The sequence below is a fragment of the Paraburkholderia sp. BR14320 genome, assembly GCF_040948665.1.
GTDB lineage: Bacteria > Pseudomonadota > Gammaproteobacteria > Burkholderiales > Burkholderiaceae > Paraburkholderia > Paraburkholderia youngii.
Window position 1 is genome coordinate 29,926 of the sequence record NZ_JBFPKG010000054.1, and the last position, 20,302, is coordinate 50,227.

Below are 20,302 nucleotides of genomic sequence, written 5' to 3' on the forward strand. Positions count from 1 at the left end.
ACAGGCCGCAAGCCATTCGCGCGATGACGGACCACATGATCGACCACGGCCCCGGCGGCTACGGATTGGGCGGTGCAAGCGCGCACGACGGCCCGCGCGCCGTGCGGGCATGGCGCCGCCTGCGCTGGGGGCTGTGCGCGCTGAGCTTCTGCGCGATCCCCGCGTTCTACATCGAACTGACGGTGCCCACTCCGTTTGCACTGATCCTGTCGCGTACGCTGTACCTGGGCATGTTCGCTGGCTTTGCATTGTCGTTCACCTGGCTGGCCCATCTGAGCAGACGGCCAAAGACGCTGCTCGCAAATAACTGGCTCGATCTGCTCATCGCGTTGGGCGCGGCGCTCAGCACCGGTTTCGGCACGCCGCCGTGGCAGCCGGTCGAATGGCTGCTGCGGCTGTCGTTCATGGGCGTCGTCGCGTTGCGCATCGTGCTGTCATTGCGCGAGTTCGTCACGCCGAACCGTCTGATGTGGCTGCTACTCGCCGGCGCGCTCGTGCTCGCGATGGCCGGTGCCGGCTTTTACTGGCTCGAACCGCACGTGCATTCCTACTCCGAAGGGCTGTGGCTTGCGTTCGAAAGCAGCGCGACGGTCGGCTATGGCGACATCGCGCCGACGACGCCCGCATCGCGTGTGTTCGCTGCATTTGTCGTGCTGCTTGGCTACGGCATGTTGTCTCTGGTCTTCGCGAGCATCGCCGCCGCATTCATCGGCAAGGAAGAGAGGGCGTTGCGGCGTGAGATGCATCGGGATATCAAGCATCTGAACGATGAAATCGTACGCCTGCACGCCGAACTGAAGGCGTTGCGGCAGACGCTCGACGCCGCCGCGCGACGCAGCGACACCGATGCGGACTCCGTGACGCGCACGGGCGAATGACTCCTCGTGCCGACACCGCCGCGGCCGCCTTGACGTACGTCAAATCCGCCGTGAATTGCGTGTTTAAGCTGGAGACGTCGCGGCACTTCATGCCCGTGGGGGCCTCACCATGCACATTTCCTTTCCATCCTGCATGCCCGAATACTGCGCCCGGGATCTGGTGCTGGCGTTTCCGGCGCTCGTCGACGATCGGCCCGTGCAATGCGCGATCACGGCCGAGGCGCTCGAAGATCATTTCGGCGCACGCTCGCTGCGGGAAGACGATCTGGTCCAGGCGTTCCTCGCGCACCGCTATCAGATCGAACAGGCCGCCAGACAACTGCTCGAGGAGGTTGGCGCCAAGCCCGTGCTGCTGCATAGCGGGTTCTTCAGGTTCTCCGCGTGACCCGTCGAGCGGACGCGCTTGACGTGGATCAACGACGCGCCCGCGCGCCCCGCTACGCTGAAGGCATGGTGAGCCCAGCTCGGCTCGGTCGACTGGGCCCGGTCGTGGCCTGCTTATCCCAAGGAGAGTGCAATGAGCAATCTGACGCGTTTTGATCCGCTTTCGCTGGACCCTGTGTCGGAACTGTTCCAGGGTTTCTTCCGGCCGATGCGGTCGATGCTGTCGACCCAGGAGACGGAACTCGCGTCGATGAAGATCGACGTGACGGAAAGCGACGCGGCTTACTCGGTGAAAGCTGAGCTGCCCGGCGTGGACAAGAAAGACATTGACGTGCAGATCGACGGGAGCGTCGTGTCGATCAACGCGAAGGTCGAGCGCAACACGGAGGAAAAGGAAGGCGAGCGCGTGATCCGCCGCGAGCGTTACGCCGGGACCTTCAGCCGCTCGTTCTCGCTCGGCGGCGAGGTCGATGAGGCGAACGCGAAAGCCGAGTACAAGGACGGTGTGCTGTCGCTCAGCTTGCCGAAAAAGACGTCCGGTGATCGCAAGCGGCTAACCATCGACTGACACGGCAGGCTGGCGCGCCGTCGCACGGGCTAGTCGCGAGGAGACACCTGGTGAAAACCGACAGACAACTGCAGCGGGAAGTCGAGGAAGAACTCGAATGGGACCCCGCGGTCACCGCGACGGATATCGGCGTGGAGGTGACGAACGGCGTCGTCACGCTGTCGGGCCATCCGCCGAGCTTCGCCGAAAAACTGGCCGCAGAAAAAGCCGCGCAGCGCGTGGCGGGTGTGAAGGCGGTTGCGGTGGACATGCAGGTCCGGCTGCCGAAGCCGGACCAACACAGCGACGAGGACGTGGCGGGCGCGGTCCACGCGATTCTGTACTGGAGCGTCGCCGTACCCCACGATGCGATCAAGATCCAGGTGGAAAAAGGCTGGGTCACGCTGACGGGTATGGTCGACTGGGCCTACCAGCGCCACATCGTCGCGCGCGCGGTCGGCCAGATGCGCGGCATTCGCGGCCTGACGAACGCGATCGAGGTGCGCCGCAAGGTGGCGACCGACGAGATCAGCAAGAAGATCGAAGAAGCGATGCGGCGGCACGCCGAGCGCGAAGTCAGGCACATCGGCGTCGACGTGAACGACGGCACGGTCACGCTGACGGGCAAGGTGGGCTCATACGCGGAACGCAAGGTCGTGCGCGGCGTCGCGTGGAGCGCGCCCGGCGTCTGCGCCGTGGTCGACGATCTCGTCGTCGATGCGAGCCCGCCACGCGAACCCATCGGTGATGCAGCCGAACGATAACAGCCACGTTCCCACTCGCGACCGACGATTCCGTTCGACCGTTGCATGGGCCTAAAACTGCCCGAGCTCGACGCTTTGCCCATACACCGGCACCTCGCATGACCAGCCGAGCGTCTCGACGATATGCCGCCGCATCGCATCGGCCGCGGCGGGCTCGCCATGCGTGACGAAGGTGCGAGCGGGCGCGTCGGTCAGACTCCACAGCCAGTTCAGCAACTCGCGGTAATCGGCATGCGCGGATAGCGACGGGATCGATTCGACGTTCGCGCGCACCCGCACGTATTCACCGAACAGTTTGATCGACGGTTCGTGGGCCGCCAGCGCCGCGCCGCGCGTGCCGGCCGCCTGGAAGCCGACCAGCGCGATCGTATTGCGCGGATCGGACGCGTATAAACGCAGGTGATGCAGCACGCGCCCGCCGGTCGCCATGCCGCTGCCCGCGATGATCACCATGGGTCCGTTATGCGACGCGATCGCCTTCGATTGCTCGACGCTTCGGACCATGATCGCGGCCTTGTCGATCGCATTTGCATCGGAGATCGTCAAACGATGTTCGGCGAGATGCCTGCGATACACGTCGGTTACGCTGGTCGCCATCGGACTGTCCAGATAGACGGGCACGTGTGCCATGCGCCCTGTCTCTTTCAGCTTCGCGATGTAGTAAAGGACTTCCTGCGCGCGGCCGACCGCGAAGCACGGCATCACCACCACGCCGCCTTTGGCGAAGGTCCGGCTGAAGATCCGTTCGAGGTCGTCGCGCGGGTTCGAGTCCGGATGCAGGCGATCGCCGTAGGTCGACTCGACGACGAGGTAATCGGCATGCGCGAGCGGCGCGGGCGCACGCATGATCGGGTCGTCGGGGCGGCCCACGTCGCCGGAAAACGCCAGCACCTTGTGATTGCGGCACATGACGACGCTCGCCGCCCCGAGGATGTGCCCCGACGGCAGAAAGCGGAAGCACAGCCCATGCGGCAGGTCGACCGGCGTATCGAAGCGGTGGGGCGCAAGCAGATGCAGCGCGCGCTGTGCGTCGTCCTGCGTGTAGAGCGGCAGCGCCGGCCGATGCTTCGAGAAGCCGTGGCGGTTCGCGAATTCCGCTTCCTCTTCCTGTAGCTTCGCGCTGTCGCGCAGCATGATCTCGCACAGCGCGGCGGTGCCGGGCGTGCAATACACGGGACCGCGAAAGCCGTTTCGCACGAGCAATGGCAGATAGCCGCTGTGGTCGAGATGCGCGTGAGTCAGGAGCACCGCGTCGATCGAATCGGCGGGCACCGGCAGTGCAGCCCAGTTGCGCAGCCGCAGGTTCTTGAGGCCTTGAAACAGCCCGCAATCGACGAGGATGCGCAAGCCGGGTTCTTCGAGCAGATACTTCGAACCGGTGACGGTCTCGCTTGCACCGAGAAAAGTCAGCTTCATGATTCCTCCGTTGCTCGCGGATCAATTCTCAGATGGGACCATTTCAACGGATGTAAGCGCCGTACTCTTGATCTGGATCATCGGTTGCGCAGCGCTCGCCCGAAAACGGTCGAGGACGAAGTGGCGAAACAAACTGCCGCTCTGACGCTTCCCGTATTCCGCTAAGATCGTGCCGGAATTCATCGACCCAAAAGACCGCGGCGCTCCCAAAGCCCAATCTCAAAACCAACACGCAATGGACCGTATCGACGCCATGAAGGTATTCGTCGCCACGCTCGACGAGGGAAGTCTGGCGGGCGCAGGCCGCCGGCTGGGCCGCTCGCCCGCGGCGGTGAGCCGGGCCATCGCGTTTCTGGAAGCGCACACGGGCACGCCGCTGCTACATCGCACCACGCGCACGATCCGGCTCAGCGAAGCGGGCGAGCGCTATGCGCAAGCGTGCCGGCGCATCCTCGCGGATCTCGAGGAGGCGGACCTGCTCGCCGCCGACGAGCGCTCCGCGCCGCGCGGCCTGCTTGGCGTGACGGCGGCGGTGGCGGTGGGCGAAGAGGTGCTGCGCCCGATCGTCGATGCGTTTCTCGATCGCCACCCGCAGGCGTCGATCCGTCTGCACCTGCACGACCGGCCCGTGAGCATCGTCGACGAGGGCATCGACGTCGCGCTGCGCATCGCGCATCTGCAGGACTCGACGCTCGTCGCCATTCCGGTGGGCGAAGTGAGGCGGGTGGTGGTCGCTTCGCCCGACTATCTCGCCACGCATCCGGCCATCGCGATGCCCGCCGATCTCGCCAGCCATCCGATCATCTCGATGACGCATTTCGGGCTCGACTCGTGGAGCTTTCCGGCCGCCCGTCAAACGGCGCTGCCGCAGGTCGTGCGCTTCACGCCGCGCTTCATCGTCAACACGATCCGCGCGGCGCGGGCTTCGGCCGTGGACGGGCACGGCGTCACGCGGCTTTTCTCGTATCACGTGGCCGAACAGGTCAAGGCAGGTGCGCTGAAAATCGTGCTGCGCGACAACGAGCATGGTCCGCTGCCCGTCAATCTGGTGACGCCGCAGGGGCGCCTTGCGGTGCCGAAGGTGCGCAGTTTCGTCGATTTCGCCGCGCCACTGCTGCGCGAGTATTTCGAGCGGGCCCAGCAAATCATCGACGCCGATCGACGCTGATTCGATCGCTACGCGGAAGAATGACTTCCGCAGCGCGGTGATTCTCTCGGGACGCGACTCGATCTAGACTGCCTTCCATATTCATCAGGTGCTTAACAACACCGATCCATGGGAGTCGTCATGCAGCAAGCCGTCTCGAATCCGGCCGCTTCGGCCGGCTACAACGTCTGGCGAGGCACCCTCGCCGGAGCCAGCGCGAGCCTGATCGGCATTGGTCTCGCGCGTTTTGCCTACACGCCGCTTTTGCCGGCCATCATCGGCGCGCACTGGTTTCCCGCCTCGAGCGCCGCTTATCTCGGCGCGGCGAACCTCGGCGGCTACCTGGCCGGCGCGCTGCTGGCGGGCTCGATGGTGCGAGTGGCGAAACCCGCCACCGTGTTGCGCGCGATGATGTTGCTCGTGACCATCGCCTTCGTCGCCTGCGCGGCGCCCGTGTCGTTCCTGTGGTTTTTCGTCTGGCGTCTGGCCTCGGGGGTCGCGGGCGGCGCATTGATGGTGCTCGCCGCGCCGACGATCCTTGCGCACGTGCCGGCGGCGCGCCGGGGCTTCGCGAGCGGCGGCATCTTCACGGGCATCGGACTCGGCATCGCGGCTTCGGGCACGATCGTGCCGATTCTGTTGCACCAGGGGCTCACGTGGACGTGGCTCGGGCTCGCGGCCGTTTCGCTCGTGCTGACCGCCGTGGCGTGGAACGGCTGGCCCGAGCAGGCGGCGCCAGCGCACGCCGCCGCGCATTCGCGCTTCGAAAAAGCGCCTGCGTATCCCCGCGCCGGCCTGCGCGCGCTCTATGCCGAATATGGCCTGAACGCCGTGGGACTCGTGCCGCACATGCTGTTCCTCGTCGATTTCGTCGCGCGCGGGCTCGGCCGGGGCGTCGATGCGGGCGCCGAGTTCTGGGTGCTGTACGGCCTGGGCGCGATCGTCGGGCCGCTCGCGGCGGGGCATCTCGCCGATCGCGCGGGGTTCGGCCGCGCGTTGCGTGTCGCGTTTCTGGTGCAGGCCGCTGCGGTCGCGATTCCGGCCGCGGGCTTATTCGGGCCGGCGGGGCTGATGGTGTCCGCCTTTATCGTGGGTGCGTTCACGCCGGGCATCGTGCCGCTGGCGCTCGGTCGCGTGAACGAGTTGCTCGTGCACCATCCGTCCGCCGTCAAGGACGCCTGGAGCCGCGCGACGACGAGCTTCGCCGTGATGCAGGCGCTGGCGGCCTACGGTCTTTCGTTCGTGTTCTCTTCGAGCGGCGGCAATTATCCGGTGCTCTACGCGATTGGCGCGGTGGCGCTTCTGTTCGCACTCGCCGTCGATCTGTTCGCCGCGCGCAGCGCCAAATGAATGCGACGGTTTCATCTGCACCGGCGATCGGTATGGTCCTGGCGATGCCGTCGATCGGCGTGGCGCACAATGTTGACGAGCGGGTCGCGCTGCGTCCGATCGCCCGCGGTGGCCTCGCGCGCCGGCGCACGGCCACGCTGGAACCTGGCAAGCTGGCAAGCCGGCAGGTACATTGAACCTTTTAACGCATCCGGTGGGAAAGGGAACATGAGCACTCAAACGAACAATCGGGCGTTATTGCGCACGCTTGGCATCCACAAGCCGATCATTCAGGCGCCGATGGCCGGCGTCACCACGCCGGCGCTCGCCGCCGCGGTGTCGAACGCGGGCGGTCTGGGCTCGCTCGGCGTTGCCGCGATGAACGTCGAGAACGCGCGCCGGGCGATCCACCAGACCCGCGAGCTAACGACGAAACCGTTCAACATCAACGTGTTCTGCCATCGCCCGGCCACCCCCGATGCGGCCGTCGAGCGTGCATGGCTCGCCTGGCTCGAACCGGTGTTCCGGCAATACGGCGCGACGCCGCCGCAAGCGCTCTCCGAGATCTACACGAGCTTCGTCGTCGACACCGCGATGCAGGCGATGCTGCTCGCGGAGAAGCCGGCCGTCGTCAGCTTCCATTTCGGCTTGCCGCCCGATGCGGTGATCGCGCAACTGAAGCACGCGGGCATCCGTTTGCTCGCGAGCGCGACCAATCTCGACGAAGCGGCGGCGGCCGTCGAAGCAGGCGTCGATGCGATCGTCGCGCAGGGCATCGAGGCGGGCGGTCATCGCGGCATATTCGACACGACCTCGCGTGACGAGCGCCTCGGCACGTTCGCATTGACGCGTCTGCTGGCGAGCGAGTTCGACCTGCCCGTGATCGCGGCGGGCGGCATCATGGACGGCGCCGGCATCGCGGCCGCGCTCGCGCTGGGCGCGCAGGCGGCGCAAATGGGCACGGCCTTCGTCGCGTGCCCGGAAACCTCGATCGACGACGCTTATCGCAGCGCGTTGCTCAGCGATGCGGCGCGCTCGACTACATTGACGTCGGCCATTTCGGGGCGCCTCGCGCGCAGCATCGTCAATCGCTTCACGGCGCTCGGCGAGGACCCGCAAGCTCCGCAAACGCCTTCCTATCCGATCACCTACGACGCGGGCAAAGCGCTCAATGCTGCCGCCAAGGCCAGGGGTGAGTCCGGTTACGGCGCGCAATGGGCGGGCCAGGCCGCGCCGCTTGCGCGTTCGATGCCCGCCGGCGAACTGATCGCGCAACTCGAACGCGAAACGCGTGAAAGTATCGAGCGGCTGCAATCGGTGTGGGACTGAGCAGTCTGGTTTTCATGCCTCGCATCGATCGAAGACATCGGCACGCATCCTCGAAACAAAAATACAAACGGAGACAGGCATGCAACGCAAATTCGACGATCTGCTGCTGGGCAGCATCGAGCTTTTCTGTCTCGCGGCGGAGCTCGGAAGCTTTACGCTCGCGGCCAACGCCGCGAGTGTGACGCCGGCGGCCGTGAGCCGCTCTGTGGCGCGGCTCGAGGAACGGCTCGGTGTGCGCCTGTTCGTGCGCACGACGCGCCAGATCCGTCTGACCGACGCGGGGCGGCGCTACTTCGAGCAGTGCCGTCAGGCGTTGTCGCAACTGACGGACGCCGAGCGCGAAGTGACGGGCGAACAGACCACGCCGGCCGGCGTGCTTCGCATCAGCATGCCGACGCCGTATGGGCACTATCGCGTGTTGCCGTTGCTGCCGGCGTTTCGCGAGCGCTATCCGCAAGTTCAGGTGGAGACGCACCTGAGCAACCGCAACATCGACTTCGCGGACGAAGGTTTCGATCTCGCGATACGCGGACGCGCACCGGCCGATTCGAACCTGGTCGCGCGCAAGCTCGAAGATGCGGAGATGGTCGTGGTGGCGACGCCGGCCTATCTGAAGCGCGCGGGGGTGCCGAAAACCGTCGAGGACCTGCGGACCCACGAGTGCATCCAGTTCGAAATGCCGAGCAGCGGGCGTCATCTCGCGTGGACCTTCGAGGGCTCCGCTGAAAATGGCGACGTGCTGACGAGGGGAAGCTATGGAACCTCGGGCGATGCGCTCGCCGGCGTGACGCTCGCGCGTGCCGGCGCGGGTCTCTTTCAGACGTATCGCTTCGTCGTGGCGGACGACCTGCGCGAAGGTCGGCTGGTGGAAGTGTTGCGCGAAGCGGGCGGGCGCACGCGGCCATTCATCCTGCTGTATCCGCACGCTCGCTATCTGACTTCGCGCGTGCGGGCGTTCGTCGAATTTCTGATCGAGCAGTTGGCCAAACCCACGATACCCCCAGTGACCGCGCCGCGCACGCGCGCACACTGAGTGGCGCGTGCGCCTTCATCGCATGGCCGGCTTAGGCGACACCGCGTTGGCGCGAATGCCGCGCTTCGCATACTCGAGTGCGAGCGAGCCGGTCGCGGCGGCGAGGCCGCCCTTGGTCAGCGAGGCCAGCACGGAAGGCACGCCGCCGATCGCGTGACAGTTGCGAGCCGCAGTAACAAGCGGTGAGTGATCGCGCTTCGGTCTAGCGCGCGCCCGCGTTCACGATGCCTGGGTTCGCGGGTCGTGATCGAACTCGAGTCTGATGCCACCCGGCTCGTACAACATCGTGTGGCGTTTGGGGCCGCCACCGAGTTCTTCGGGCGTGAATTCGACTTTGACGCCCGGCCATGCGGACACGCGCGCGAACACATCCTTCAGTGCTTCCTCGCTGGCCACGCGCAACGCAAGATGATGCAGTCCGACGTTGACCTTGCGATCGAATTCGACGAGACGGCCTGGGTCAGTGACCTGCCAGAGCGTCAACACTACATGTCCGTCCGATACAAATGCCGCCGGATAGGCCGGCCTTTCGCCCACCTGCTTCCAGCCCAGACACTTCACGAAGAAGTCGCGTGTGAGGTTCAGATCGCGGACGGTGAGTCCGACGTGATCGATACCCAGGGTAAGCGGCTTGTCAGCCATCGTTCTGTCCTCCTCAGAGCGCGCGGGCAGCGCGCGAATCCGTGCCGGAGAAAACAAAGCCCCGAGGAAATCGGAGCGATTGTCGCCGACAGCTCAATTCAGTTTTACACCATGCAGTACAGACGGCGAGGAAATCCGCTTGCTTGAATCTGCAAAGTCAAATATATTGAAGTCAGATATCGAGGAGGCGATCGATGGACGATTCGATCAACGACGAGTTCGAGCGGACGCAGAAGCTGGTGTCCGTGCTGGGGCAGGCGCGTCAGCTGATTGCCAGCGAACTCAGGGCAGGGCTCGCGAATGGAGCGCGCGGCTTTCGCGTTTCTCGAAGTCGGACTTCGACGCGTTGAGCCTGCTTCTTTCAAGATTGCTCGACCGCCAAGGCGGCATTTTTTTAATCATTTATCTGACATTGCAGATAATCGCCCGGCACTGAGGGGCGCTTCGAACCGAGACGAGGCCGCAACATGAATCCATCGACCAACCCGGGCGCGCCAGCGCAATTGACCGGCGCGAAGTTTGCGTTAGGCACGTTTGCCGTAGCGCTCGCCACTTTTATGAACGTGCTCGATTCGTCGATCGCCAACGTCGCGATTCCAACGCTGTCCGGCAACCTCGGCGTGTCGATCGACGAAGGCACATGGGTCATCACGCTGTTTGCCGCGGCCAACGCGGTGTCGATTCCGTTGACGGGTTGGCTCACGCAGCGCATCGGCCAGGTCAAGCTGTTCGTCTGGGCGATCCTGCTGTTCGTGCTGTCATCGGCGGCGTGCGGACTCGCTCCGAACCTGCTGGTGCTGCTGGTTGCCCGCGTCGTGCAGGGCGCGGTGGCGGGGCCGATGGTGCCGTTGTCGCAGGCCATGCTGCTCGCGTCGTTTCCGAAGGAAAAAAGCTCGAACGCGCTGGCGCTATGGGCGATGACGGCGACCGTCGGACCGATCGCGGGTCCGGCGCTCGGCGGCTGGATCACCGACAGCTACAGCTGGTCGTGGATTTTCTACATCAACGTGCCGGTGGGCCTGTTTGCCGCGGGCGCGATCTGGGCGATCTACCGCGATCGCGAGACGCCGGCCCGCAAACTCCCGATCGACAAGGTCGGCCTGATCTCGCTGATCGCATGGGTCGCACCGCTGCAGATCATGCTCGACAAGGGCCGCGATCTCGACTGGTTCAGCTCGCCGGTGATCTGGGCGCTGATGATCGTCGCCGTGGTCAGCTTCCTGTTCTTCCTGATCTGGGAATTGACCGAAGAAAAGCCGATCGTCAACCTGCGGCTTTTCGCCAGACGCAACTTCCTCGGCGGCACGATTGCGATTTCGGTCGCCTACGCGATCTTCTTCGCCAATCTCGTGATCCTGCCGCAGTGGATTCAGGGCTTCCTCGGTTACCGGGCGGTGGACGCGGGGCTCGTGACCGCGCCGCTCGGCATTTTCGCCGTGATCCTCGCGCCGGTGATGGGCAAGATCATGCCGCGCTCGGACATGCGGGTGCTCGCCACGCTCGCGTTCGTCGGATTCGCCGGGGTGTTCTTCATGCGCTCGAACTACACGACCGGCATCGACGCGTGGACGCTCGTGCTGCCCACGTTGCTGCAGGGCATTCCGACCGCGCTGTTCTTCACGCCGCTCACCGCGATCATCCTGTCGGGGCTGAAGCCGGAGGAGATTCCGGCGGCGGCGGGTCTGTCCAACTTCGTGCGCATTTTTGCGGGAGCGGTGGGCACTTCGCTGATGAGCAACGCATGGAGCGACCGGACGATCCTGCACCATGCGCGACTTGCCGAGCACAGCAGCGTGGAGGACCCTGGTTTTTCCGGCGCGATCGCGCACCTGCAGGCGGCGTTGGACGCGGGCATTCCCAAGGCCACGGCGTTTTACGAAGCCTCGCTGAACGCGCAGGCGACGATGCTGGGCCTGAACGACATCTTCTGGATCTCGGCGCTGATCTTTATCGTCATCATCCCGCTGATCTGGGTGACGAAGCCGACCAAAGGCGGTGCCGCGGGCGCGGCAGCCGCCGGCGGACATTGAACCCGATTGGGCAACCCGGTTGGAGCGGAAAATGAAACACACCATCCTCTTCTTGACCTTATCTGATAATGCAGATATTGTTCAAATCAACGAGGAGGAGGCCGCCATGGACCACTACACGACGAAGAACTTCATGCTTACAGAGAGTATTGGCTTCAGGCTCGTCAAGGCGCGCAACGTCGTCGTCGCGGAAATGGACGCGGCGCTCAAGGACCTCGACATCAACGGCCAGCAGATGGGTATCCTGCTTTCGCTGAAGCAGGGTGTGGCAACCACGCCTTTCGAGCTGTCGAAGCTGCTCGGAATCGACACCGGCCTGATGACGCGGATGCTGGACAAGCTGGAATCGAAGGGGCTGCTGGAACGTTCGCGCGACCCGCAAGATCGCCGCGTAGTCAATCTGAGCTTGACCGCGGAAGGGCAGAAAACCGCCGCGCGGATTCCGGAAGTCGCACCGCATGTGTTGAACGCCCGCTTGCGCAAATTCACGAAGGCCGAGTTTGCGGAGCTGGACCGCCTGCTTCGCAAGTTCACAGGCGATTGAGCGGCGCGGCCGTGGGCCGCGCTTTTTTTCAATCATTAATCTGATTTGTCAGAAAATGAAAACGCAGACTTCGAAGGCAAACACCGTCGCCCGTTCGCTGAAGCTCGGTGTTTCGGTGATCTCTTTCGCGGTGCTGGCAGCATGTGCAAACTATGCGGGCATCCACAGCGACAAGCAGATCGATCAACCCCAACAGCTGGAAACGTCGCGGAGCCTGCCGCAAGAGCAGGGGCATTGGCCATCCGCCGACTGGGTCGACCAGTTCGGCGACGCGCAACTGAAGGCTTTGATCGCCGAGGCGCTGCAAGGCAGCCCGACGCTCGAGCAGGCGCGCGCCCGAGTCGCGCAGGCGCAAGCCTATAGCGAAACGGCGAAGGCGAACACGCTGCCGCGCGTCGATGCGTCGTACACGCTGACGCGCCAGCAATTCAGCAGCACCGCGTTGATTCCGCCGCCGTACGCCGGCTCCTGGCAGACCGAGAACAAGGGGCTGCTCACCGCTTCCTACGATCTCGACCTGTGGGGCAAGAACCGCGAGGCGCTGCGCGCGGCTGTCTCGGAGGCGGCCGCGCGCGAGGCCGACGCGGAAGTCGTCCGGCTCACGCTCGACACCTCGATCGCCCGCACCTACAACGAGCTGGCGCGGCTCTACGCATTGCGCGACATCGCGCAGCAGGAAGTCGCGCGGCGCGAGCAGATCGAGCGCATCACCGCGGGCCGTATCGCAAACGGACTCGATACCGAAGTGGAGCGCAAGACCGCCGAGGCAAATCTGTCGACGAGCCGCGCCCGCGTCAGCGCGCTCGACGGCAGCATCCTGAGCACCCGCTATCAACTGGCGACGTTGCTTGGCAAGGGTCCCGACCGCGGACTCGCGATCACGCGGCCGACCCTCGGCGTCGGCGACGATGTGCGTCTGCCGGACAACCTGCCGGCCGATCTGCTGAGCCGGCGGCCCGACATCGTCGCGGCGCGCTGGCGCGTCGACGCGATCACGCACGAAGTGAAGGAAGCGAAGGCCGAGTTCTATCCCGACATCAACCTGAGCGCCGCGATCGGCCTCGACGCGTTCGGCTTCGGCCGCTTCCTGAGCGCCGCGAGCCGCACCGCGTCGGTGGGCCCGGCGATCCATCTGCCGATCTTCGATGCGGGCGAGCTGCGCGCGCAGTTGAAGGGCCGCTACGCCGAGTTCGACTATGCGGTGGCGACCTACAACCAGACGCTGATCGGCGCGCTGAGCGGCGTGGCCACGCAGATCGCGCAGATCCGCTCGAGCGACGCGCAGCTCGGCGATGCGCTGGCCGCGCAGCAGGCCGCGAGCGATGCGGATCGTCTGGCGACCACGCAATACAAGGCCGGCCTGACCAATCAGCTGACCGTGCTCAATGCCGACGTCACCGCGCTGAACGCCGACGAGGCGATCGCCAATCTGAAGATGAACCGTCGCGACCAGCAGATCCAGCTCGCGTCGGCGTTGGGCGGCGGCTATGTCGATACGTCGGCGCAAACCGACCCTCACGCGGATGTCGCCGCCGTATCCACCAGTCAAGTCAAATCCGCGGTTGCCGCGCGTTGAACGGCACGTCGGGCAACCTGTCAGGAGAACTGCAATGAGCGATTCGATCACGACCGACCGCGAACTGGCGGATCAGGAAGACGAACGGAAGAGCGGCGCGCAAGCGCCCGCCACGCCCGAAGGCGACAACAAGGCCACGCCGCCGGCACGCCGCAAGCGCCTGATCGCGCTGCTCGGAGTCGCGGTGCTGCTCGGGAGCGCGGCCTACGGCGCTTACTACTTCACCGAGGGCCGCTATCACGAAGAGACCGACGACGCGTACGTCAGCGGCAATCTCGTGCAACTGACGCCGCAGGTCACTGGCACGGTGATCGCCGTCAACACCGACGACACGCAAATCGTGAAGCAAGGCGACCCCGTCGTCACGCTCGATCCGGCCGATGCCAAACTCGCGCTCGCCGATGCCGAAGCGCAGCTCGGCCAGACCGTGCGTCGCGTGAGCGGCCTGTATGTCAACAACGACTTCTACGCGGCGAACGTCGCGCAGCGCGAAGCCGATCTGAACCGCGCGCGCGACGACCTGCATCGACGCGAGGCCGTCGCCGATACCGGCGCCGTGTCCGCCGAAGACATCGCGCACGCCCGCGACGCGGTCAGCGTCGCGCAGGCCGCGCTCGACGCCGCGCGCCAGCAGGGCGAAGCCAATCACGCGCTGACCGACCGCACCACGGTCGAGCAGCACCCGGACGTGCAGGCCGCCGCCGCGAAAGTGCGGACCGCGTGGCTCGCCTATGCGCGCGATACCTTGCCGGCGCCGGTGACCGGCTATGTCGCGCAACGCCGGGTTCAGGTTGGCCAGCGCGTCGCGCCCGGCACGCCGCTGATGGCGATCGTGCCGCTCGACGGCGTGTGGGTCGACGCGAACTTCAAGGAAGTGCAGCTCAAGCACATGCGGATTGGCCAGCGGGTCACGCTGAGCTCGGACGTCTACGGCAGAGGCGCCAGGTATCACGGGCGTATCGAGGGCTTCTCAGCAGGCACGGGCAGCGCGTTCGCGACGCTGCCGGCGCAGAACGCCACCGGCAACTGGATCAAGATCGTGCAGCGTCTGCCGGTGCGCATCGCGCTCGATCCGGCCGAGCTGGCCGCGCATCCGCTGCGTATCGGCCTGTCGATGACGGTCGATGCCGATACGCGCGACCAATCCGGTTCGCAGCTGGGCGCGGCGCGGAACACGCGCTACAGCACCGATGTTTTCGGACAATACGATACGCAGGCCGACGCCGAGATCGACAAGATCATCGAGCAAAACGAAATGGTCTCGCGCGCGATGGCGGCGCAACCGCAACCGCAACGCGTGGCGACGCATCAGCGCAAGGCGAACGCAGGTTGATCCGATTCAGGGAGAGCTTGCGGCGACAGAGCACGAAACGGCAGGCGGCGCTAGTATCTGCATCGTCATTCGGCGGTGCGATCGGTGCGACGGTCAGCGGCTGGTAGATGACACGCCATGGCTGGACGGGCATCGTCCCGTTCGGTATCCAACGTTGCTGACTGGAGAGGGGAAACGTGAAGTTCTCGATGAAAACCGAAATCCGCGCAGACGATGTTTCGACGATCGAGCATGCAATGAAGTCGGTGGATCCCGACGCGAAAGTCGCGGTCGACGTTGGCACGCAAAGCGTGAGCGTCGACTCGTGGTTGATGCCCGAGGAGTTTCTGGTCGCGTTCTACGACGAGGACTACGACGTGGCCATCAAGGATTGGTGACACGAACGACGCTCGCGCGGATGTGCCCGGCGGGCAGGGCATGCGTCGTGCGTCGCTCGGGTCGGTCAGGCGGGCACGATCTCGGCAATGACGACAATCACGACAGCGGCGTTGGCGGGGCCCTGGCTATGCGAGAACGCCGAGCGCGCATGTCCCGCCTTGTCACCGAGCACGGCGGCGAACAGATCCGAAGCGCCGTCGACCACGGCGGGCTGATCGTGGAAACCATCGGCGGAACTGACGTGCCCCTCGACGCGAACGATGTGATGCAGGCGCTCGAAGCCGCCGAGATGACGGGAGATCTGCGCGAGCGCGTTGAGCGCGGCGAGTTGGGCCGCCTTGCGGCCCTGTTCGAGCGTCAGGGTCTCGCCGAGACGCCCCGTATAGACTATTTTGCCGGCGGACAGCGGCACCTGCCCGGAGATAAAGAGCAGGTTGCCGGCTTCACTGACAGCGGTATAGCTGCCCAGCGGTTGCGGCGGAGCGGGCAGTTCGAGACCGAGTTCGGCGAGTTTCTGTTGGACGGACATGGTGGGCTCCTCAAGTGTGGTGTCGAGCGCGGGCGGCGCTAGACCATTTACTGGCCTGCGCTCTGCCCGCCGTCCACATGCAGGATTTCGCCAGTCACAAACGGTGCCGAGTCGAGATAGAGGATCGCATTCACGATGTCGCTCATCTCGCCCATGCGCCCGACCGGATGCATTGCGGCGAGCGTCGCGTGCGACTCGGCGGGATGCATCGGCGACTTGATGATGCCGGGCGACACCGCGTTGGCACGGATACCGGCGTGCGCATATTCGATGGCGAGCGAACGCGTCGCGGCATTCAGACCGCCTTTCGTCAGCGACGCGAGCACCGACGGCACCTTGCTGTTCGCTTTCTCCGCGAGCGTCGTGGTCACGCTGACCACGTGGCCGCTGCCATGCTTCTGCATCGCTTCGATCGCGTACTGGGTAATGTAAAAGAAGCCGTTCAGATTGACGTTGAGAATCGCCGAATAGTCTTCGGCGCTGTACTGCGTGAAAGGCTTCGCGATGAAAATGCCCGCGTTGTTGACGAGCGTATCGACGCGTCCAAAGTGCTCGATGGCAGCGTCGACGACGCGGCGGGCGGTAGCTGCGTCGCCGAGGTCGCCGGCCACGGCGACATAGTCGGCCTCGACGGCCGGTACGATGGAACGAGCCGTGGCGACGACGCGATGATCTTGCGCGCGGAAGGCTTTGACGGTTCAGCGCCGATGCCTTGCGATGCGCCGGTGACGATGACGACCCTGGAAGTGCTCATGGTTTCTCTCACAGTGTGATTGATTCGGCCTGCTGGCCGTTCGAATCGATGGACTCGATGCAGCGCACTGTAGGCGCATCAGCCGCGAATTCGAACACACACCGTGGACAAAGAGTCTTGCGCCACGAGAACAAATCTCGTGGAATCGGCCGGCTAGAGCCAGCGCCAGATCCCCGCGGGCCAACCGGAGAGCGGGATATGCGCCCATGTCGCCACGAGCCAGAAAACCACGCCGCCAACCAGCGCGTGCATGCCGAAGCCGCCCAGCCGCGCGCGTCTGGCGGCGATCGCCGCGAACGGCAGATAGCTCGTCTGCGACTCCCATGCGGGCCACAGATCGGGTTGCAGACGCCGCTTCTTGCGGTCCTGTAATGCGGCGCCGACCAGCGCGAGGATGATGATCGCCCCGGCAAGCACGATGTTTCGGGTGACCGGCAACACGGCGATATGGCATAGCCCCCAGAGCGCGAACGACCACATCATCGGGTGACGTGTCACCGCGTACACGCCGTGCGCCGCGTCGGGAAGAGCAGCGGGGCGGCCCGCGGTGGGCAACGCCGGGTTGCGGATCAGCGAACCCATCAGAAGGATCGATGCGATCAGCATGACCACGGTCACAACCGCCCACAGCACGTTACCTGCCGGCCAGAGCGGCTCGGAGACGGGCGTCCGGTCGTAAGCCATGACCATCCAGCCGAACGTCAGTATCGCGATCAGCGAATAGACGCCCATGGCGGCCCGTTCGCCGATTGCCCGGACCATACCGGCCCGCAGCGGATGGGACAGGAGAAAGTGGCTACCGACAAAAGCGAATGCCGCCACGACGAGTGTGCTTTCCATGGGCCCGGCTCCTCGAGTCAGATGATCGGTGGAACGTGTGCACTGGAGAATACTACTTCGTGTGCCGCAATGAGCGCGGCAAGCGTTTCGCGAGTTCGATTGCCGCGCGCGGGTTACAAGCCTTCACACGGCCCGTCGACGGGACGAGAACTGCCCCTCGTTAGTTAAAGAGAGTAGGTGATCGAACGATCGCCGAAGCCAACTTTGCAAGGGGGAGTTCATTCAGCAAGCGCTGCCTGGCCGCTGCGGCAGGTCGCTGGTTGAGGCGCCGCGAAGCGCTGTGTGACATGGCCGGGCAGAGTGTCGCCGCCCGGGCGCCGATCTGTTTTATCGCGTGTCGCGCGGTTGCGTGTCGTGCGACCTTGCAATGGGAAGCTTCCTGCTCTGCGGCGATCTGCGACGGTGTTTGGCTTAAAAGAAGCCAGGGATCGCAAAACGTGAAGGTAAACCCGCAGAGCAAACGTCCCGCCGCTGGCTATCATACAAAGGTCCTATCTCGACGATATTGACAATATGGATGCGTTCGCAATTCGGGTCATCCTTGCCGATGACCACCCCGTCATGCTCAGCGGTATCTCGCATGAGTTTGCAGAGGTGAAGACAATCCAGCTCGTAGGTACAGCGAGGAATTCGACTGAGCTGATCGCGCTTCTCACGAGCACACAATGCGACGTTCTCGTATCCGATTACGCGATGCCTGCGGGCGAATACGGTGATGGAATCGCGCTGTTCTCTCTGATCAAACGTCGCTATCCCGAGATCAAGATCGTCGTTCTGACCATGCTGGACAACCCGGCGGTGATACGTGCGCTCGTTACGCAAGGCGTAACGTGCATCGTCAGCAAATCCGATGCTGGCGCCCACCTTATCCCCGCCGTTCATGCCGTCCATAGCGGCGGCAAATACTATTCGCCAACGATCAATCAGATCGTCCAGTCGATCGACTGGAACCGTCGGGGCAGGGGCTCATCGGACGTGCTGAGCCAGCGCGAATCCGAAGTTGTGCGTCTTTTTGCATCCGGGCTGACTGTGAACGAGATTGCCGAGAAATTGAGTCGCAGCAAGAAAACCATCAGCACGCAGAAATCGAAGGCGATGGAAAAACTCGGCATTGAACGAGAAGTCGATCTGTTTCGGTATGCGATGGAAAATGGGCTGGTGACCTCGTCGCAGAAGACGTCTGACAGTTCTTCCTCCACAGAATAAATGCAGGGAGCGATGCAGCCTTGCAAATAACAATGTAAAGCTCTTACGGGATGCTTGCATTCTCGCGGATCTGGATTCCGTCGCCCCGCTTCAACCACGAAACATCTGGATTGAGTCGCCGTCACTGCGTCGGAACACGGTCGCCCGCACGCAGACTGTTCAAGACCGCGAACGTACGCCCGTCCTATTTTCTGAAATTGCTCATTTATAAGACTGAGCCTATTACTGATCCGATGCGGCGTGGATAAAGTCTAGCCCATTCATTGTCAATAGGACACGACACGAGAAGTGCGACGTGGAAATTCCGCCACGGCTTGATGTGCGCTGCGATCGGCCGCGTTTTGCATACGTGCTCATTGATGGCATTTGTCATAAGGCAGTACCGCAGAGAAGCTGATGGCAGGAAACCATCGCTCAGATGGCTGAGCGAACCGGGCAGGGTAGTCGACGCGGCCGGCGTCACCTGCGTGCGACCGATGACTCGGTGCTTCGCGGCTCACTTTGGTCATCGGGTCCGGGCACACGAAACATCTGTCGCTGAAGCCTCGACACAGGGTGATTCAGACCTGGTCGCTGGCGCTAGCGATTGCAGCAAGGTCAATGCCGGAGCAACACAGGGTGATTGGGCTCATGTTTTACCTTTATGCCCGTCGCGCTTCTCGAAACCTGTTTTTTTGATCCCTTCACGTTTTATGGCGCCTCCAACGCCTCTAATTACATTGCGACGGAAGTCGATTATGACCACATCAAGGATTCGCGTAATACTCGCAGACGATCATCCAGTGATTCTCGAAGGCGTGCGATACGAACTCGAAAGAAGCAGCACGATCTCGGTGGTTGGCACGGCGATAAATTCGACCGAACTGATGGCCGCGCTGACCAACTCGCCTTGCGACGTGGTCGTCTCGGACTACGTGATGCCCGGTGGACGGTATGGCGACGGACTGGCGCTTTTCGCTGCCATTCGCCAGCACTCTCCGAGCGTGCGGGTGGTTGTGCTGAGCATGATGGAAAATCCGGCGGTTGTGCGCCTGCTGATGCAGGGAGGCCACTGCTGTATTTTCAGCAAGGCTGATCCGATCAGTAACCTGACGATCGCGGTACATGCCGCCTACGCGAATGGCCGCTATTTGTCGCCGCGCATGGCGGCCATCTCGGACACGATCAAACCGGGTGGGCGCGGCAACACGGCGGGATCCCCATTGACGCGATGTGAACTGGAGGTCGTACGCCTGTTTGTTTCCGGGATGACTGTTACGGAAATTGGCGAGCTATTGCGTCGCAGTAAAAAAACGATCAGTACGCAAAAAAGCTCGGCAATGCTCAAACTGAGTATCGAGCGAGACGCGGACCTGGTGCGTTACGGAATGGAAAGCGGATTGGTGCCGTCCGCGGAGCCCGGCAATTCGTAACACGAACCGACGCGTAAGTTTTGGCTTAGGCAGGAATCAGCATGAGCGTGCCGCGCGTGCCGGCTTCCCTGGCGACGCTTCCGACGTTGGACTGCGCGACTGCTGGGGTACGGCCAAGATTCGGTCGAATTGCTATCATAAGCCCTACGGTTATGAAGTCGATTCTCCTTATTCAATGGCAGCATAAGCCAATCAAGCCGTGAACGCCTCTCCGAACTGCCGTGCCCGCTT

At 63.9% G+C, this 20,302-nt stretch carries 21 protein-coding genes and 2 pseudogenes; 17 read left to right on the forward strand and 6 right to left on the reverse strand.

Annotated elements, in window-relative coordinates:
* The first annotated feature begins 23 nt into the window (after nt 1-23).
* The 4 genes from AB3X89_RS32595 (at nt 24) to AB3X89_RS32610 (ending at nt 2,573) form a co-directional block, all read left to right on the forward strand.
* Nucleotides 24-878, forward strand: coding sequence for a potassium channel family protein (locus AB3X89_RS32595; protein ID WP_368586936.1), 855 nt, complete (start codon nt 24-26; stop codon nt 876-878).
* A 109-nt stretch (nt 879-987) separates the two neighbouring features.
* The gene (locus AB3X89_RS32600) at nt 988-1,263 is read left to right on the forward strand and encodes a DUF1488 domain-containing protein (protein ID WP_368586937.1); all 276 of its coding nucleotides are present in this window, start codon (nt 988-990) and stop codon (nt 1,261-1,263) included.
* 132 nt (nt 1,264-1,395) lie between these two features.
* The gene (locus AB3X89_RS32605; RefSeq protein ID WP_368586938.1) at nt 1,396-1,830 is read left to right on the forward strand and encodes an Hsp20/alpha crystallin family protein; all 435 of its coding nucleotides are present in this window, start codon (nt 1,396-1,398) and stop codon (nt 1,828-1,830) included.
* Nucleotides 1,831-1,880: 50 nt separating this feature from the next.
* Nucleotides 1,881-2,573, forward strand: a complete 693-nt coding sequence (locus tag AB3X89_RS32610; protein ID WP_368586939.1) for a BON domain-containing protein — start codon at nt 1,881-1,883, stop codon at nt 2,571-2,573.
* Nucleotides 2,574-2,624: 51 nt separating this feature from the next.
* Here AB3X89_RS32610 and AB3X89_RS32615 read toward each other — a convergent pair whose 3' ends face one another.
* Complete coding sequence (locus AB3X89_RS32615; protein WP_368586940.1) at nt 2,625-3,989, reverse strand: MBL fold metallo-hydrolase RNA specificity domain-containing protein; 1,365 nt, start codon at nt 3,987-3,989, stop codon at nt 2,625-2,627.
* A gap of 235 nt (nt 3,990-4,224) precedes the next feature.
* Between AB3X89_RS32615 and AB3X89_RS32620 the strand changes: the two genes are divergently transcribed.
* From AB3X89_RS32620 to AB3X89_RS32640, 5 genes are all read left to right on the forward strand, one after another.
* Nucleotides 4,225-5,157, forward strand: coding sequence for a LysR family transcriptional regulator (locus AB3X89_RS32620; protein ID WP_368586941.1), 933 nt, complete (start codon nt 4,225-4,227; stop codon nt 5,155-5,157).
* 120 nt (nt 5,158-5,277) lie between these two features.
* Complete coding sequence (locus AB3X89_RS32625) at nt 5,278-6,486, forward strand: YbfB/YjiJ family MFS transporter (protein WP_368586942.1); 1,209 nt, start codon at nt 5,278-5,280, stop codon at nt 6,484-6,486.
* Complete coding sequence (locus AB3X89_RS32630; protein ID WP_368586943.1) at nt 6,483-6,662, forward strand: hypothetical protein; 180 nt, start codon at nt 6,483-6,485, stop codon at nt 6,660-6,662. The genes AB3X89_RS32625 and AB3X89_RS32630 overlap by 4 nt, the downstream gene beginning before the upstream one ends.
* A gap of 31 nt (nt 6,663-6,693) precedes the next feature.
* Entirely contained in the window at nt 6,694-7,794 is a 1,101-nt protein-coding gene (locus AB3X89_RS32635; RefSeq protein WP_368586944.1) for an NAD(P)H-dependent flavin oxidoreductase, read from the forward strand.
* A gap of 79 nt (nt 7,795-7,873) precedes the next feature.
* Nucleotides 7,874-8,827, forward strand: coding sequence for a LysR substrate-binding domain-containing protein (locus AB3X89_RS32640; protein ID WP_368586945.1), 954 nt, complete (start codon nt 7,874-7,876; stop codon nt 8,825-8,827).
* 33 nt (nt 8,828-8,860) lie between these two features.
* On the opposite strand, the pseudogene AB3X89_RS32645 reads toward AB3X89_RS32640, so the two are convergent.
* Nucleotides 8,861-8,983, reverse strand: a pseudogene (locus AB3X89_RS32645) (SDR family oxidoreductase); the annotation flags it as partial.
* 63 nt (nt 8,984-9,046) lie between these two features.
* Nucleotides 9,047-9,469, reverse strand: a complete 423-nt coding sequence (locus AB3X89_RS32650) for a VOC family protein (protein WP_368586946.1) — start codon at nt 9,467-9,469, stop codon at nt 9,047-9,049.
* A gap of 194 nt (nt 9,470-9,663) precedes the next feature.
* Here AB3X89_RS32650 and AB3X89_RS32655 point away from each other — a divergent pair, with 194 nt between their 5' ends.
* The 6 genes from AB3X89_RS32655 (at nt 9,664) to AB3X89_RS32680 (ending at nt 15,329) form a co-directional block, all read left to right on the forward strand.
* Nucleotides 9,664-9,819 carry a hypothetical protein gene (locus AB3X89_RS32655; protein ID WP_368586947.1) on the forward strand — a complete coding sequence of 52 codons (156 nt, stop codon included), beginning with the start codon at nt 9,664-9,666 and terminating at the stop codon, nt 9,817-9,819.
* Nucleotides 9,820-9,936: 117 nt separating this feature from the next.
* Entirely contained in the window at nt 9,937-11,499 is a 1,563-nt protein-coding gene (locus tag AB3X89_RS32660) for a DHA2 family efflux MFS transporter permease subunit (RefSeq protein ID WP_368586948.1), read from the forward strand.
* A 106-nt stretch (nt 11,500-11,605) separates the two neighbouring features.
* Nucleotides 11,606-12,043, forward strand: a complete 438-nt coding sequence (locus AB3X89_RS32665) for a MarR family winged helix-turn-helix transcriptional regulator (RefSeq protein WP_368586957.1) — start codon at nt 11,606-11,608, stop codon at nt 12,041-12,043.
* A gap of 55 nt (nt 12,044-12,098) precedes the next feature.
* The gene (locus AB3X89_RS32670; protein WP_368586949.1) at nt 12,099-13,619 is read left to right on the forward strand and encodes an efflux transporter outer membrane subunit; all 1,521 of its coding nucleotides are present in this window, start codon (nt 12,099-12,101) and stop codon (nt 13,617-13,619) included.
* Between the two features lie 34 nt (nt 13,620-13,653).
* On the forward strand, nt 13,654-14,952 hold the full coding sequence (locus AB3X89_RS32675) for an HlyD family efflux transporter periplasmic adaptor subunit (RefSeq protein WP_368586950.1): 1,299 nt from the start codon (nt 13,654-13,656) through the stop codon (nt 14,950-14,952).
* A gap of 188 nt (nt 14,953-15,140) precedes the next feature.
* A complete protein-coding gene (locus tag AB3X89_RS32680) occupies nt 15,141-15,329 on the forward strand; it encodes a copper chaperone (RefSeq protein WP_368586951.1) in 189 nt (62 codons plus the stop codon).
* 65 nt (nt 15,330-15,394) lie between these two features.
* On the opposite strand, the gene AB3X89_RS32685 is transcribed toward AB3X89_RS32680, so the two are convergent.
* The 3 genes and pseudogenes from AB3X89_RS32685 to AB3X89_RS32695 form a co-directional block, all read right to left on the reverse strand.
* Nucleotides 15,395-15,859: a RidA family protein gene (locus tag AB3X89_RS32685; protein ID WP_368586952.1), complete on the reverse strand. Its 465-nt coding sequence runs from the start codon at nt 15,857-15,859 to the stop codon at nt 15,395-15,397.
* A 47-nt stretch (nt 15,860-15,906) separates the two neighbouring features.
* A pseudogene (locus tag AB3X89_RS32690) lies at nt 15,907-16,613 on the reverse strand (SDR family NAD(P)-dependent oxidoreductase).
* A 153-nt stretch (nt 16,614-16,766) separates the two neighbouring features.
* Nucleotides 16,767-17,453 carry an NnrU family protein gene (locus AB3X89_RS32695; RefSeq protein ID WP_368586953.1) on the reverse strand — a complete coding sequence of 229 codons (687 nt, stop codon included), beginning with the start codon at nt 17,451-17,453 and terminating at the stop codon, nt 16,767-16,769.
* A 513-nt stretch (nt 17,454-17,966) separates the two neighbouring features.
* On the opposite strand from AB3X89_RS32695, the gene AB3X89_RS32700 reads away from it, so the two are divergent.
* Both AB3X89_RS32700 and AB3X89_RS32705 read left to right on the forward strand, forming a co-directional pair.
* Nucleotides 17,967-18,659 carry a response regulator gene (locus AB3X89_RS32700; protein ID WP_368586954.1) on the forward strand — a complete coding sequence of 231 codons (693 nt, stop codon included), beginning with the start codon at nt 17,967-17,969 and terminating at the stop codon, nt 18,657-18,659.
* A gap of 737 nt (nt 18,660-19,396) precedes the next feature.
* Complete coding sequence (locus AB3X89_RS32705; RefSeq protein ID WP_368586955.1) at nt 19,397-20,071, forward strand: response regulator; 675 nt, start codon at nt 19,397-19,399, stop codon at nt 20,069-20,071.
* The last annotated feature ends 231 nt before the right edge of the window (nt 20,072-20,302 follow it).

Excerpts from the sequence above, each read along its gene's own strand:
- AB3X89_RS32595 (WP_368586936.1), top strand. The coding sequence starts at position 24 with ATGACGGACCACATGATCGACCACGGCCCCGGCGGCTACGGATTGGGC.
- AB3X89_RS32600 (WP_368586937.1), top strand. The coding sequence starts at position 988 with ATGCACATTTCCTTTCCATCCTGCATGCCCGAATACTGCGCCCGGGAT.
- AB3X89_RS32605 (WP_368586938.1), top strand. The coding sequence starts at position 1,396 with ATGAGCAATCTGACGCGTTTTGATCCGCTTTCGCTGGACCCTGTGTCG.
- AB3X89_RS32615 (WP_368586940.1), bottom strand. The coding sequence starts at position 3,989 with ATGAAGCTGACTTTTCTCGGTGCAAGCGAGACCGTCACCGGTTCGAAG.
- AB3X89_RS32620 (WP_368586941.1), top strand. The coding sequence starts at position 4,225 with ATGGACCGTATCGACGCCATGAAGGTATTCGTCGCCACGCTCGACGAG.
- AB3X89_RS32625 (WP_368586942.1), top strand. The coding sequence starts at position 5,278 with ATGCAGCAAGCCGTCTCGAATCCGGCCGCTTCGGCCGGCTACAACGTC.
- AB3X89_RS32630 (WP_368586943.1), top strand. The coding sequence starts at position 6,483 with ATGAATGCGACGGTTTCATCTGCACCGGCGATCGGTATGGTCCTGGCG.
- AB3X89_RS32635 (WP_368586944.1), top strand. The coding sequence starts at position 6,694 with ATGAGCACTCAAACGAACAATCGGGCGTTATTGCGCACGCTTGGCATC.
- AB3X89_RS32640 (WP_368586945.1), top strand. The coding sequence starts at position 7,874 with ATGCAACGCAAATTCGACGATCTGCTGCTGGGCAGCATCGAGCTTTTC.
- AB3X89_RS32650 (WP_368586946.1), bottom strand. The coding sequence starts at position 9,469 with ATGGCTGACAAGCCGCTTACCCTGGGTATCGATCACGTCGGACTCACC.
- AB3X89_RS32655 (WP_368586947.1), top strand. The coding sequence starts at position 9,664 with ATGGACGATTCGATCAACGACGAGTTCGAGCGGACGCAGAAGCTGGTG.
- AB3X89_RS32660 (WP_368586948.1), top strand. The coding sequence starts at position 9,937 with ATGAATCCATCGACCAACCCGGGCGCGCCAGCGCAATTGACCGGCGCG.
- AB3X89_RS32665 (WP_368586957.1), top strand. The coding sequence starts at position 11,606 with ATGGACCACTACACGACGAAGAACTTCATGCTTACAGAGAGTATTGGC.
- AB3X89_RS32670 (WP_368586949.1), top strand. The coding sequence starts at position 12,099 with ATGAAAACGCAGACTTCGAAGGCAAACACCGTCGCCCGTTCGCTGAAG.
- AB3X89_RS32675 (WP_368586950.1), top strand. The coding sequence starts at position 13,654 with ATGAGCGATTCGATCACGACCGACCGCGAACTGGCGGATCAGGAAGAC.
- AB3X89_RS32680 (WP_368586951.1), top strand. The coding sequence starts at position 15,141 with ATGAAAACCGAAATCCGCGCAGACGATGTTTCGACGATCGAGCATGCA.
- AB3X89_RS32685 (WP_368586952.1), bottom strand. The coding sequence starts at position 15,859 with ATGTCCGTCCAACAGAAACTCGCCGAACTCGGTCTCGAACTGCCCGCT.
- AB3X89_RS32695 (WP_368586953.1), bottom strand. The coding sequence starts at position 17,453 with ATGGAAAGCACACTCGTCGTGGCGGCATTCGCTTTTGTCGGTAGCCAC.
- AB3X89_RS32700 (WP_368586954.1), top strand. The coding sequence starts at position 17,967 with ATGGATGCGTTCGCAATTCGGGTCATCCTTGCCGATGACCACCCCGTC.
- AB3X89_RS32705 (WP_368586955.1), top strand. The coding sequence starts at position 19,397 with ATGACCACATCAAGGATTCGCGTAATACTCGCAGACGATCATCCAGTG.